This is a genomic window from Desulfobacula toluolica Tol2, from assembly GCF_000307105.1.
In the GTDB taxonomy this organism is placed as follows: domain Bacteria; phylum Desulfobacterota; class Desulfobacteria; order Desulfobacterales; family Desulfobacteraceae; genus Desulfobacula; species Desulfobacula toluolica.
In genome coordinates this window covers 5,067,103-5,080,609 of the sequence record NC_018645.1, presented here as the reverse complement: position 1 = coordinate 5,080,609, position 13,507 = coordinate 5,067,103, and the positions used below count along the sequence as shown (strand labels likewise).

The window sequence follows — 13,507 nt, the reverse complement described above, 5'->3', positions numbered from 1 at the left end:
ATGGGTCGATATACTCTGTTCGGTTTAAAAAATAACTGTAAACAGGAAATAAAATGACTGATAAAAAAACTGCACCGCCACCGTTAAGAAAAGCATCCACTGTAATTCTTGTAAGAGAAAACAATCAAGAGCTTGAGGTTTATCTTTTAAGAAGAAGTACAAAATCAGGATTTATGGGTGGATTATATGTTTTCCCCGGCGGAGTGGTAGACCCGGAAGACAATGGTTTTGATTCCTGGTCCCCTCACATAGATATGGTTCCCGATCAAATTGAAAAACAACTTGGAGGGCATTTGTTTTCAAATGAAGATGCTCTTGGATTCAGTGTCGCCGCCATCAGGGAAACCCTTGAAGAAGCCGGTGTTTTTATTGCATCCGTCAATAATAAGACTCAAAAAGATATTGAAGATATCTGTAAGTTTAGATTAAAAAAAGGGCTTCCAAAATCCTGGTTCCGAACAAAAATAATGGACGAAAACTGGACCTTGTCCTTTTCAAGTCTTGGAAAATGGTCTCACTGGATTACACCAGAATTAATGAAAAAAAGATTTGATACCCGGTTTTTCATTGCCTTTATGCCTGAAAACCAAATCTGCATACCTGATAATATGGAAACCAAACACGGCATCTGGGTTACGCCTAAAATAGCACTTGAACAAAATCTTGAAGCTCAAATTCCATTGAGTCCGCCAACAGTCGTAACATTGACCCAGTTGTTAAAATTCAAGAATCTTTATGATCTCAAACAGGAGATTCAAACCCGTTCCTGGGGTGAGCCTGTTTCACCCCGTCTTGTGCAGTCTTCAAACGGCCCTGTTATTCTGGAACCCTGGGATACTGAATGTCATACTGATTGTAAAATAGACACCTCTGATTTTTCAAGCAAAGTGCTTCTCCCGGGATCATGGTTTTCAAGAATCTGGTGTGATAAAGGGATCTGGAAACCGGTTGGCATATAGCAGGAAAAAAGTGCTTGATCAAAATATCAGCCCATGAACCCATTTGGCGGCAACATTATCCTGGAACAGTTGTCAAAGAACCGGCACGAACAATTTTTACCTTGTTTTTCAGCTTTGGCAGTTCAATTGAAAGAGCCTGCAAAGTGGCTTTATAAGGGTGACCGATACCAACTGCCGATCCATGTTTTTTCGCCAGATCTATAAGTTCATTAAATTGTCCTGTGATATATGTGGTATTCTGAAAGTTATCCAGAAAAACATCTCTTTGTGCAAACTTGAGCTTAAAAAGCCGTGCCGATGCCTTGCACTGGGATATTGGTGACGTGCGAGAATCGATAAAAAATAAATTTTCTTTTTTCAAAATAGTGAAGATCTGGTTCATCTGGTCGGAATGGGAGGTCAACTTTGATCCCATATGGTTGTTTGCCCCTACAATATAGGGAACATCCTTAATGTTTTTTCTCAGTTGATCCAAAAGGATGTCAGGCGGCATGCCGGATAAAATAGCACCCGGTCCTGGATTAATATGGGGATATTCAACCGGTTCCATGGGCAGATGAAGCATTAATTGCGCCCCTTTTGCATTCAGTGTTTCAGAAATATATTTCCCAAATGGTGCAAAGGGTAATACTGAAAAGGTAATATTTGAATCCAAATCAAACAAGGCCAATGCTATTTTTCTATCATACCCTATATCATCAATAATAATAGCTATTTTGGGTATCTGATTCTTTGCCTGTACTCTTGGCTTTTCTATGATTTTTTCATCAATATCTTCAAATATTTCGTATTTTATCGGCTTGTCTGATTTGTTTTTCAGACCTGTCAGTATTTTTTTGTTTTTTACCTCAGAGGTATTTTTCTGAACGGGTTTTTTTTGGGGTTTGTCTGACTGTGGTGTAACGTTTTTCGTTTGTTTCTCAACACGTCCGGGTTGAAAAACAATATCGGCTATCATTGCTATGGTCAGGCACACTGAAACAAGAACAGCAATCCCCACACAAATCTTTTTAAATTCATTACGGATAACAAATTTTTTGTTTTTTCGATGGTTTTTTTGTTTCTTTGATGCGACTTTTTTCTTGGCTGTAACTTTTTTTTGTACGCTAACCTTTTTTTTAGCTGCCATTTAATTTACTAAAGACTCCATAGCTTATCAAAATATCAAGGGCTCTTTTAATTTGCGCATCATGCTGAAGCTGATCCTTATCAAGAAGTCTTTGATCTTTTTCGTTTTGTTTTTTGGTTTGTTCCGGTTGATTTGTCTTTTTCGACTTTTTGGTTTGTTCCGTTTTTTTTATTTTCTCAGGTTTTAAGCTGTTTTTTAAATCTTTCTCTTTTATCATTCTGTCAAATGTAGACGATTTTTTTTCTTTTTTTTCAAGAATTTCATATTCCACTTCGATATCAGGCTCAATTCCTTTGGCCTGTATGGATCTTCCATTGGGAGTATAATATCTGGCAATGGTATATTTGATGCCAAACCCTTCTTTTAGCGGCCGAACCGTTTGAACCGAGCCTTTTCCAAAGGAGGTTGTCCCTAAAATCAATGCCCTAGAGTGGTCTTGAAGCGCACCTGCAACAATTTCCGAAGCAGAAGCCGATCCGCCGTTAATCAGAACGACAATAGGATAATCACGGTCTTCATCGCTTGGGTATGCCTTAAAAACCTGTGTATTGCTTTCCTGCCGTCCTTTAATGGAAACAATATTTCCCTGGGAAAGAAACAAATCGCTTACTTGAACCGCCTGATCCAAAAGTCCTCCCGGATTATCTCTTAAATCCATGATAAGTCCCTTTAATCCACTATCTTTAGACTCCAGTTCCTCCATATGATTTTTTATATCGTCCAGAGTACTCATTCTGAAATTGGTAATCCGAAGGTATCCATATCCCGGTTCCAGTATCACACTTCTGACACTTTCCATGGGGATCAAGTCCCTTTTAAGTGAGAATTCAATGGATTTAGGTTCATCTTGCCTGATAACAGTGATCATAACGGTTTTATGTCTGGGACCGCGCATCATATTAACGGCCTCCCACAGGGCCATGCCTTTTGTTGACTTGTCATCAATCTTGATAATGATGTCACCGGCCTGGATACCTGCTTTATATGCCGGTGTTCCTTCAATGGGGGAGACCACGGTTAAGATTGAGTCTTTCATGGTGATCACGATACCAATTCCGGAAAATTCTCCCTTTGTATCATCCTGAAGTTCATCAAATGCCTCGGGAGGCATAAAGCTTGAATGCGGATCAAGATTTTCTACCATGCCTTTAATTGCATTGTGAATTAATTCTTCAGAATTTACATCATCCACATAATTTTTCTCCAGCTCTTCAAGCACATCCGTAAACAACTTTAATGACTTATAGGTATTGTCATCAGCCTGCAAGCTGGGATTAAAGCCTGCAATGGATATCAGTACACAAGCGGCAATTGCCACGGAAAATCCGAACTTGAATATATTGTAAGATCTGGTTTTCATCTTCACGCTCCTTTTCTTAACCACTCCATAGGATTTACGGGTTTGCCGTGGTGCCTTAGTTCAAAATGCAGACACATCCCTTTTATTGATCCTGTATCACCTGCCGTGGCAATCACTTCACCGGTTTCAACGGTTTCACCTTTTTTTTTAAAAATTTCTTCAACATGGGCATACAGGGTGTAATAATTATCACCATGATTGATAATCAGTAAATTTCCATAGCCGCTGAGCCATTGGGCAAACATGACTTTTCCCTTGAACACGGATTTTACAGGTTCGCCCCTTTCCACCTTTATATCAATTCCTTTTTGAAAAGTGAAGGACTTGTAATTTTCAGCCCCGGAAGTACCAAAGATTGAAACAATCTCACCTCTTGCCGGAATGATTAACCTCCCTTTATAGTTTAAAAATGAACCGTCCCCCGGAGTCAGGACAGAACTTTTTTGCAAACAGTTGATCCGGTTATCCAATTGAAGCGCTGCCTGTTTTAAAGCATCAACCGCAGCAAGGGATAATTTTTTTTTTTGACGAATCTGTTTTAAAATCATTTCCTTTTTCAGGGTTTCGGTTTTATTCATCCGTATTTGATCGTTGAGTTCTGTTTCAAGGCCGGTTTTTGTCCTGATCTCTTTTTGAAACTCTTGTTCAAGTATTTCAAGCTTTTCAAGGGCCAGATTCTGTTTTTCAAGGAGATCATAATCCGCTGAAATTATCAGCTTCATTGAATGCTGCTCCAGAAAAAAATCAAATATGGGGCTTGGCATTCCAGCAATATTCAGCCTGCCGATCATCTTCATTTTATAAAGCGCTTTTAACCTTTCTCCGGCATATTCACGGTTTATTTCAATATCTTTGGACAAGACCTCCCTGTCATGCTTGAGCTGCAATATTCTCTCTTCCAGGTGCATAATTTCCGTGGACAAAGCCAGGGCTTTTGCCCGGGCTTTGTTCAATGCATAATCAATTTCATTTAATCCTTCTATAATTTCAATCTCTTTTTGGGAAAAAGTTTCAACTATTTTTTCCTGATTTTGAATTTTTTCCTGGATCTTCTGGTTTTCCTTATTCTTTATTTTTTTCAATTTTTTGTTTTGTTTCTCCGGTTGCTCAAACGGTTGTTGCTTCGGTATCGGTATCAGCTGAATATCCTGGGGGCGATTGCGGATATAGCCTTTACTCCCTTTATAAACTATGGTCAGCCATCCTCCGATATCTCCTTGCAGTTGAATCACATCAATTGTCTCACCTTTTTCAGCAACATTAACAACCCTGGAATTATTTGAAGGGGTTTCCCGGATATTCAATTTGAATGTATTCACATGGCCTTTATACAGTACCCTGTTTTGATCAGTAAATCCGGCATTTGATACGACCAAGACAAAATACCCGATAAAAAAAATTATTTTAATATTTGTTTTAAGGACAGATAACATCCAAACCAACCTAAAAATGTACTTCCGGCAATAATTAAGATGATGAGTTTAACGGACAGGAACCTTATATCAAAATAAACATAGGCTGCAAGGCTTTGCATAATTCCCGATGAAGCCGTCAGGTAAATAATCAAAAGGGCTGCCAGTCCAAAAATACCGCCTAAAAATCCCTGGACAAGACTTTCCACATAAAAAGGCGTTTTTATGAAGGTTTCCGTAGCCCCCACAAGGCGCATGATTTCGATTTCTAATTTACGAGAGTAAAACGCCAGCCGAACGGTATTTGCAGTTATAAACAAGGCAATCAAAAAAAAGAGGCTGCACATGGCATACCCTGTAATTTTGAACAGATTAAAAATTTTTAAAAATTTACCAAGCCAGTTCCGGCCGTATTCAACATCTTCAACAATGTTAATGGCTTTTATGTTTTGAGCAAAAGTTTGAATTTTTTCAAACCGCTTATAGGGTTTCATTCTTATTTCAAGGGCATCCGGAAGAGGATTATTTTTCAAGGTCTTTAAAAAAGCGCTTTTGGATGCGATCTCTTTTTTAAGCTTATCAAGGGCCTGGGTCTTTGAAATATAGACTATCTCATCAATTTCACCCAGGGCATTGATCTTTGCTGTTAACTCGGGCAGCATGTCCGGGCGGAACTCTTTTTTCAGGTAAATCATGGCTCGTCCACCCTGGTTCCAGGATTCAATAACCCGGTCGATATTCTCAAAAAAAAGTAAAAAAACGCTTACCACCAGAATTGAAAGGGAAATCGTCATAATCGTAATCAGGTTCAGGAAATTATTTGATCGAATATCTGCAACCGCTTTTTTTAAAAAATGAGTCATCGTTTTTTTTCTTTGTCCTAGAGCATGGTTGCGGTCCGTTTTATCGTGCCTTCACTGATTTCAATATTTCTGCCTTTAATAGTACTGTCAAGAAGATTTAAATTGTGGCTGACAATCAATACAGTACTCCCTTTTTTATGGTATTCCATTAAAAAATCAAATATTATCTGGGCTGATTTTGAATCCAGACTGCCCGTAGGTTCATCGGCAAGAATGATGGATGGTTCTCCGACAACTGCCCTGGCAACTGCAACTCTCTGCTGCTCCCCCCCTGAAAGTGTCGGCGGAAAGGCTTTAAACTTTTTTTCCATGCCGGTGGTTCTCAACACCTGCATAACTTTTTTTTTGATGTAAGAAGATTTTTCACCGGCAGCTTCTAAAACAAGAGCTACATTTTCATAAACCGTTCGGTTGGGGATCAATTTAAAATCCTGGAATACCATGCCAAACCGCCGCCGGAAAAAAGGAAGTTTTGATGAAGAGATTCTGGAAAGATTCATGCCGTCAATCAGAATCTGCCCTTCTGATGCCTTTTCAGCCAGGCACAATATTTTCAGGAGAGTGGATTTGCCTGCGCCTGAAGGGCCTGAAATAAAAACAAATTCACCTTTTTTTATATCAAGAGTAATGTCCTTTAAGGCAAGCACTCCTCCAAATTTTTTGCTGACATTAAACAGCCGTATAATTAAATTTTTAGTATCATTGTTGTTCATATCTTTGCATTCACGTTCCCTGCATCGCCCTTAATTGACTGAAATTGAATTTACTGTTATAAATTGTATGTGTCAAGGAGTGCTGAAAACAGTTTTCCTGACATTTAAGCCTTCACTGTTACCGTAAAACGGCTTCTTCCAATCAGTGAAGGCTTAATATTGTTAACTAAACTTTCGAAGTTTGCAAAATTTGAATGTTTGAATGAGGCCAGGCCCAAGTCCTGAAGTTGCGTTGTTAACAATGCTACCGGAACCCATTGAAATAAGGTAAAAAAACAAAAATGATATTATTTGATTCCCATTGTCATATTGATGACAATTGCTATGATAAAGACAGACAAGATGTTATTGATAGGGCGGAAGCTGAAAATATCCAGGGAATAATGATTGTCGGCATTGATATCGAAACCTCGCTGAAGGCAATTGAAATAGCCCGTGAAAATGACCATATCATCACATCTGTAGGCATTCATCCCCATGATGCAAAACAATGTTCAGCAGATACCATGAATGCCTTAATCCGGCTTGCTATGGAAAATTCCTGTGTAAAGGCCTGGGGGGAGATCGGTCTTGATTATAACCGGATGTTTTCACCGGAGAAAGATCAGGAAGACTGTTTTAAAACCCAGCTTGAAGCTGCCGACAACCTTGACCTGCCCTTGATTTTCCATGAGCGCGATTCCAAGGGAAGATTTTATGATATTTTAAAATCCGACGGTCCGAAAAGCCGTAAAGGTGTCATACACTGTTTTTCCGGCACAAAAGAAGAGCTTTTTAAATATCTTGACCTGGGATACTATATTGGAATTACCGGGATATTGACCCTGCAAAAAAGGGGGGAATATTTAAGAACTCTTGCACCGCTTATTCCTGAAGACCGTATCTTGATTGAAACCGATGCCCCGTATCTTACACCTGCACCTCAAAAAAATAAGAATCGCCGAAATGAGCCGGTATTTGTAAAATCAGTTCTGCTGAAGCTTGCAGAAATTCGAAAGTCTGATCCAAAAGCACTTGCACAAACCATCTTTAACAACACCAGAACGCTTTATAATGTTGATTTATGACCATGATTAAGCAACGGGTTTCAATAGGAAAATTCTATCTGAACCCGTGCTTATTCTTTTGATACATATCATGATATAGACTCATTAATTTCTGCTCATGAGTTTTGTCACTGCTTTTTCAAGGCCATCCAGGGATAATTCATACATGGAAAAAATTTTCGAGATGGCCATAATGGTGTGTGTGTATCCCCACATATTTTCTGAAACCGGGTTCAGCCAGACAGCATGGGGAAATGTTTTGGCCATAAAATTGAGCTGCTCAATACTTGGTTTGCCGCTTCTTTCAGAGATATGGATGGAGCCGTCATGGGACAAAAGTTCATATGGAGACATGCTGGCATCGCCGACAATGACCAGCCGTGTTTCAGTATCCAGCCGTGAAAACTCAATGATTTTCTTGGGCTTCTTATACCGGGCCGTGTCTTCCCAGACATGATCATAAATGGTGTTATGGAAAAAATAGGTCTTAACTTCCTTGAACTGGGATCTGGCGTAATCAAACAGGGTTTGCACCACCCTTATATAGGGATCCATGGACCAGCCCCCGTTATCAATAAGCAGTATTACCTTGAGCCTGTCCTTTAACGCTCTGTCAAACACCATTTCGATTTCACCGGCATTTCTCATGGTTTCCTTGATGGTGTCATCAATATTAAGGGTGTCCCTGGGTCCGGACGGGATCATGTTTCTCAGCCGTTTCAAGGCTTCACCGATTTTTGCCTGGGTCAAAGGACCGGCAGTTGAATAATCTTTATACCGCCGCTCATTGGCAACTTTTACAGCAGATTTGTTGCCGGATCGTCCGCCGACCCTCATGCCACCGGGATTGTACCCGGAATGACCTACCGGAGAATATCCGCCGGTGCCGATCCATTTATAGCCGCCGTGGTGTTCGCCTTCCTGATCTTTGAGCCGTTCTTTGAAATATTCAATCAATTCTTCAGGCGACATTTTTTTGAGTTGTTCTTCATCAACACCCAAAGCATCTGCCATTCTTTTAGGGTCTTTGAGCCATTCATCCAGCATGCCCCTGGCAATTTCATCAATTTCAAACCCGTCGTTTTCAGGCAGAGGAACCCCTTCAAAATGGTGAGCAAACACCTGATCATACAGATCAAAATATTTCTCACTTTTAACAAGGATGGATCTAGCACAGGTATAAAAATCATCCAGGCTGCTGATAATCCCCTGGTTAAGAGCTTTTTGAAGTGTGAGAAAAGAGGTGGGAGAAACGGGTATCCCGATCTCTTTTAAGGTATAGAAAAATTTTACAAACATACAGCACCTTAAATTAAAACATTCGTCTTCGTGACGCTATATTCCTTGCTCTTTCATAGTCAGGACTCTTTTTAAACAGGACGCCCAGAAACGGAAGCTTGCCTTTAACAAGATCTTTTGCCCTGAAATCAGGATCTGCATTCAAAGCCCTCATCCAGTTGATTAATTCTCTTGTGGCCGGTTTTTTCTCAATAGAATCAATCTCCCGCATACTGTAAAACGCATCAATTGCATTTTGCGCCAGTTTTGAATCAATATTCTCGAAATGAACCTCTATGATTTTTCTCATCATTTTGGGATCGGGAAAAGCAATGTGATGAAAATTGCACCTGCCTAAAAAAGGATCGGAAAGATCTTTTTTTGCATTGGAGGTAATAATGATAACCGGCCTGTTTTTGGCTTTTATGGTTTTATCGGTTTCAATGATATCAAATTGCATCTGGTCCAGAACATCCAGCATATCATCCTGGAAATCCGTATCTGCTTTATCAATTTCATCAATCAACAGAACGGTTTTTTCTTCGGCACAAAATGCCTGGCCGATTTTTCCCATCTTGATATACTCATCAATGTCGCTCACATTTCTTTGTGAATCACCAAACCTGGAATCATTTAACCGGGTGAGCGTATCATATTGATACAATGCTTCTACCAGCTTCATGCTGGATTTTACATTCAAAACGATTAATGGCATGTTTAGGCTTTCGGTAATGGCATGGGCCAGCATGGTTTTGCCGGTTCCAGGCTCTCCTTTGAGAAGCAGCGGCATTTCAAGCTTCATTGATATATTAACGATTGAGGCAAGTTCCTGATCCAGGACATATTTTTTTGCACCCTGAAATTCATTGGTCGGTTCCTGATACATACAACGTCTCCATATATAATTTTTAGTTTTCACAATTTAAGTTTAGAGGTTAATTTTAATCACAAAATAGCTTTTCACAAGCTTTTTATTAAAAAATGTTTATTACAAAAAATATATTACAAAATTGTAACTCCTCGATTTGAGGTGGAAATTCTAAAATATTGACACGTTAAGCGCTTAATGTTAATACTTTTTATTAAACTTAACAACACAATGAAGTGAATAGGAGTGTGCTATGATTGGTGGGATTGGGATGCCGGAATTAATAATTATTCTTGTGATTATCCTCATTATATTCGGGGCTGGAAAGCTTCCTGAAATCGGTGCCGGTTTGGGCAAGGGAATTAAAAACTTCAAAAAAGCAACCCGGGAGCCCAAGATTGAGGACAAAGAAGAAGACGAACCGGAAAAAATTGAAAAAGACTGATAAAACAACATATTTCATATCCTTCACTGCAGCTGCCTTTCGATAAAATAGTGGCTGCATCACGCCTTTTCATAGATCTATATTTTCTTTATACTTTTGTATGAAAGTCTTAAAAAAATCTGAACAGTTCCTTTTCATATTTTGTTGTGGTTGTTTAAATTGCCACGGGAGTTATGGCAGCCATATTATTTGCGTGTCATAGCACTATTTAAATAAATTACAAAAATGAAACTTAATTAATGGGTTTTATAACATTTTTGTGATAAAAACTTGTGTTCTAATAATTTTCTGCTCATATTTCTGGCATTTATTAGAGAAAGCCAGGCCATACATGCCTTGGCACGTTCATTGCTAATTCATTGCTATATGTTAAACCAAAAACATTTTTAATAACGGCCATGGCAGATTGGTCTGCCACAACAAAGATTGAAAGTCACTGTTTGAATTTTTGAAGACTTTCACATAAAAAAGATATGGATACATCAAAAACAGACATATTAATCAAAAAACGAGAAGCACTGATAGAGCGCTTTCTCAGTGGGGATGAACCTGAATTTATTGAAAAGCATGCAGTTGTCATAGATGAATACATTTTTACGGTATTTGAACAAAGCATTGCGGCAAGGAAAATGACGATTTCGGGAACCCCCTTTGCCATAATCGCTCTGGGAGGCTATGGCAGAAAAGAGCAGTGCATCCATTCGGACATAGATCTTTTGATCCTGTTTAAAGATACGATTCCCCCGGAAGTTGAAGCATTTGTGCAGGAACTGCTTTACCCGCTGTGGGATGCCCGTTTTGAGGTCGGATATGCCATTCGAAATATCAGCGAATGTCTCCAGATGGCCTTTGAGCGGTTTGATATTTTAACCACTATTCTGGATGCCAGATTTATTTGCGGCGCATCCTTGATTTATACTTCCTTTATGGAAAAATTCAGGTCGGATTTAGCGGCCAAGCACCTGAAAAACACATTAAATTATTTGTTCGAACATGGAGAAAAAAGACATTTTGATTTTGGCGACTCAACCTACCTGATCGCGCCGAATTTAAAATCCGGATTTGGAGGACTTCGGGATTATCATACTCTTTTATGGTACGCAAAAATAAAATCCGATATCAAAACCAGAAGAGACTTGGAATATTATGGATTTTTATCCTATTTTGAATATTTATCACTCAAAGAGGCTTTGACCGATGTTTGGAAAATCAGAAATTTTCTGCACTACATCACAAAAAGAAAATGCGACACACTTCATTTTGATTACCAGACTGAACTAGCAGGTCTGTTAGGATATCGCTCAAAAAAACAAAATCCTGATGTTGAAAGATTTTTAGGTGATCTTCATAACCGGATGGATTTTTTAAAACAGATCAACCAGATTACTTTTGAAGATCTTTTTGCCAATCGCCGCATCAAAAAAGGAACCACTGAGCCTTATCCCACAAAAACCCATGGTTTGATTATTAAAAAACGAAGACTCAATTTTGCCAACACCATTGTTATCCTGCAAAAACCGGATCTTCTGCTTAAAATATTCCTTGAAAGCGGCAAAAGGAAAATTCCCTTATCCATTGAAGCCAGGAGGATTGTCAGTGAATTCTTACATCTTGTGGATGATGAACTCAAAACAAATCCTGCCTGTATTAAAATATTCAAACAAATCCTGTCCATGTCCTACTGGGAATTCAATGTCCTTAATGTCATGCTGGCAACAGGCATCCTGGAGAATTTTATCCCGGAATTTTCAGCTATTGTGAACAAGATTCAATATAACCATTACCATCTGTTTCCAGTGGACAAACATTCTATTCGATGTGTCCAGATTATCAACAGCTTTAAAGAACGTGCCGAACCAACTGCATATACACTGTATTATTCAATATTTAAGGAAGTCAGGAACAAAAATGTTCTGCTTTTTGCAGCCCTGCTTCATGATATCGGCAAATCAAATCCTGCAAAAGAACACTCAAAAACAGGAGCAAGCATAGCAAAGCCGATTCTGGAACGATTTAAATTTAATTCAACTGAAATTCAGGATGCTGTTTTTCTGATTGAAAATCATCTGATTCTTGCAAAAACTGCAACCCGAAGAGATATCTCTGATGAAGAAACAGCAGTTTACATGGCAAACAAAATTGGAAAAATCAGATTATTAAGAATGCTTTACCTGCTGACTGTGGCAGATTCCAAAGCAACCGGACCCAAAGCATGGAACGACTGGACTGAAAATCTTTTAAAAGATTTGTTTTTAAAAACAATGGGTATTCTTAAAAAAGGAGAGCTGGCATCCAGGAAAGCCCGGCACCTCATTGATAAAAAGAAAAAAGATATTCTGCAGCAATTAAAAAAACGATGGCAAGAGGACGAAATAAACAAACAGCTTGACTCCATGTCCAGAAGATACCTGGTATATGTTCCTGTTCAAAATATTGTTGACCACATAAATCTTTACAGGCATCTTGGTGATAAAAGTTTTATCTGGCAAATAGCCAAAGAGAATGGATCGGATATTCGTACAGTATCCATTTGCGGAAAGGACAAACCCGGGCTGTATTCAAAAATCGCAGGGGTTTTCTTTGTTAATAAGCTTGATATCGTAGCATCCCAGGCGTATTCTCTTGGGGAAGAGCATGTACTGGATATTTTCAAAGTTATCCCGCCCAAAGACAGGATTTTTGAAAAAGAAAAATGGGAAAAAGCGGAAAACGATTTGATCAAAGCCATTGAAGACGATCATTTCCTGGATAACGAATTTAAAAAAATACCCCGGATAATCAGGGTTTCATCCGGTCAAGACCCAGAACCCAACACCGTACGGATCGACAATGAAACATCCAGTTTTTTTACTATCATTGAGGTTTTTACCTATGATTTTCCAGGACTTTTATTTTCCATTACAAATGCATTGTATAGAAGTAATGTTAATGTCAATGTTGCCATGGTATCCACAAAGGTGGATCAGGTAGTGGATGTTTTTTATGTTAAAAGCATTGAAAATGATGCAAAGATTGAAACAAAACAAGGACTTGAGCAGATTAAAAACGCTATTTTAAAAAGTCTTCCACAAATAGCTGCAAAGGAGGTTAGTAATGAAAAAAATTGAAGCCATCATAAAACCGTTTAAACTTGACGATGTAAAGGAAGCATTGAGTGAAATCGGGATCTATGGGATGACGGTTACGGAAGTTAACGGCTATGGCCGGCAAAAGGGGCACAAGGAGATATACAGGGGTGCAGAATATGTTGTTGACTTTGTACCCAAAATAAAAATTGAAATTGTTGTCAGCGATGAAAGGCTGGATGAAGCTGTTGAAACTGTAAGGAATGCGGCCAATACCGGAAAAATAGGTGACGGAAAAATTTTTATCCTGCCGGTTGAACAGGTGGTCCGGGTCAGAACCGGTGAAACTGGTACAGAAGCACTTTAACA

The 13,507-nt window shown here is 38.9% G+C and carries 12 protein-coding genes; 5 read left to right on the top strand and 7 right to left on the bottom strand.

What is annotated here, in order from left to right:
• Positions 1–53 precede the first annotated feature (53 nt).
• Positions 54–959 carry an NUDIX hydrolase gene (locus TOL2_RS22750; RefSeq protein WP_014959627.1) on the top strand — a complete coding sequence of 302 codons (906 nt, stop codon included), beginning with the start codon at positions 54–56 and terminating at the stop codon, positions 957–959.
• A 55-nt stretch (positions 960–1,014) separates the two neighbouring features.
• On the opposite strand, the gene TOL2_RS23950 is transcribed toward TOL2_RS22750, so the two are convergent.
• From TOL2_RS23950 to TOL2_RS22725, 5 genes are read right to left on the bottom strand one after another with little or no spacing between them, the layout of a single operon-like run.
• Positions 1,015–2,088 carry a divergent polysaccharide deacetylase family protein gene (locus TOL2_RS23950; protein ID WP_014959626.1) on the bottom strand — a complete coding sequence of 358 codons (1,074 nt, stop codon included), beginning with the start codon at positions 2,086–2,088 and terminating at the stop codon, positions 1,015–1,017.
• Positions 2,078–3,448 (bottom strand): S41 family peptidase, encoded by a 1,371-nt coding sequence (locus tag TOL2_RS22740; protein WP_014959625.1) that lies wholly within the window; start codon positions 3,446–3,448, stop codon positions 2,078–2,080. The genes TOL2_RS23950 and TOL2_RS22740 overlap by 11 nt, the downstream gene beginning before the upstream one ends.
• Before the next feature lie 2 nt (positions 3,449–3,450).
• Positions 3,451–4,881, bottom strand: a complete 1,431-nt coding sequence (locus TOL2_RS22735) for a peptidoglycan DD-metalloendopeptidase family protein (protein ID WP_083863852.1) — start codon at positions 4,879–4,881, stop codon at positions 3,451–3,453.
• The gene (gene ftsX / locus TOL2_RS22730; RefSeq protein ID WP_014959623.1) at positions 4,848–5,723 is read right to left on the bottom strand and encodes a permease-like cell division protein FtsX; all 876 of its coding nucleotides are present in this window, start codon (positions 5,721–5,723) and stop codon (positions 4,848–4,850) included. The genes TOL2_RS22735 and ftsX overlap by 34 nt, the downstream gene beginning before the upstream one ends.
• 17 nt (positions 5,724–5,740) lie before the next feature.
• Entirely contained in the window at positions 5,741–6,436 is a 696-nt protein-coding gene (locus TOL2_RS22725) for a cell division ATP-binding protein FtsE (protein WP_014959622.1), read from the bottom strand.
• 281 nt (positions 6,437–6,717) lie between these two features.
• Between TOL2_RS22725 and TOL2_RS22720 the strand changes: the two genes are divergently transcribed.
• Complete coding sequence (locus tag TOL2_RS22720; RefSeq protein ID WP_014959621.1) at positions 6,718–7,503, top strand: TatD family hydrolase; 786 nt, start codon at positions 6,718–6,720, stop codon at positions 7,501–7,503.
• A gap of 84 nt (positions 7,504–7,587) precedes the next feature.
• Here the strand turns inward: TOL2_RS22720 and TOL2_RS22715 are convergent, their stop codons facing one another.
• Positions 7,588–8,781 carry a vWA domain-containing protein gene (locus TOL2_RS22715; protein WP_014959620.1) on the bottom strand — a complete coding sequence of 398 codons (1,194 nt, stop codon included), beginning with the start codon at positions 8,779–8,781 and terminating at the stop codon, positions 7,588–7,590.
• A gap of 13 nt (positions 8,782–8,794) precedes the next feature.
• Entirely contained in the window at positions 8,795–9,646 is an 852-nt protein-coding gene (locus tag TOL2_RS22710) for an AAA family ATPase (RefSeq protein ID WP_014959619.1), read from the bottom strand.
• Between the two features lie 235 nt (positions 9,647–9,881).
• Here TOL2_RS22710 and tatA point away from each other — a divergent pair, with 235 nt between their 5' ends.
• The 3 genes from tatA to TOL2_RS22695 all read left to right on the top strand — a co-directional run bounded on the left by tatA (position 9,882) and on the right by TOL2_RS22695 (position 13,505).
• The gene (tatA, locus tag TOL2_RS22705; RefSeq protein WP_014959618.1) at positions 9,882–10,073 is read left to right on the top strand and encodes a twin-arginine translocase TatA/TatE family subunit; all 192 of its coding nucleotides are present in this window, start codon (positions 9,882–9,884) and stop codon (positions 10,071–10,073) included.
• Positions 10,074–10,546: 473 nt separating this feature from the next.
• Positions 10,547–13,180: a [protein-PII] uridylyltransferase gene (glnD, locus tag TOL2_RS22700; RefSeq protein ID WP_014959617.1), complete on the top strand. Its 2,634-nt coding sequence runs from the start codon at positions 10,547–10,549 to the stop codon at positions 13,178–13,180.
• The gene (locus tag TOL2_RS22695; RefSeq protein ID WP_014959616.1) at positions 13,167–13,505 is read left to right on the top strand and encodes a P-II family nitrogen regulator; all 339 of its coding nucleotides are present in this window, start codon (positions 13,167–13,169) and stop codon (positions 13,503–13,505) included. Before glnD ends, TOL2_RS22695 begins: the two co-directional genes overlap by 14 nt.
• Positions 13,506–13,507: the final 2 nt, after the last annotated feature.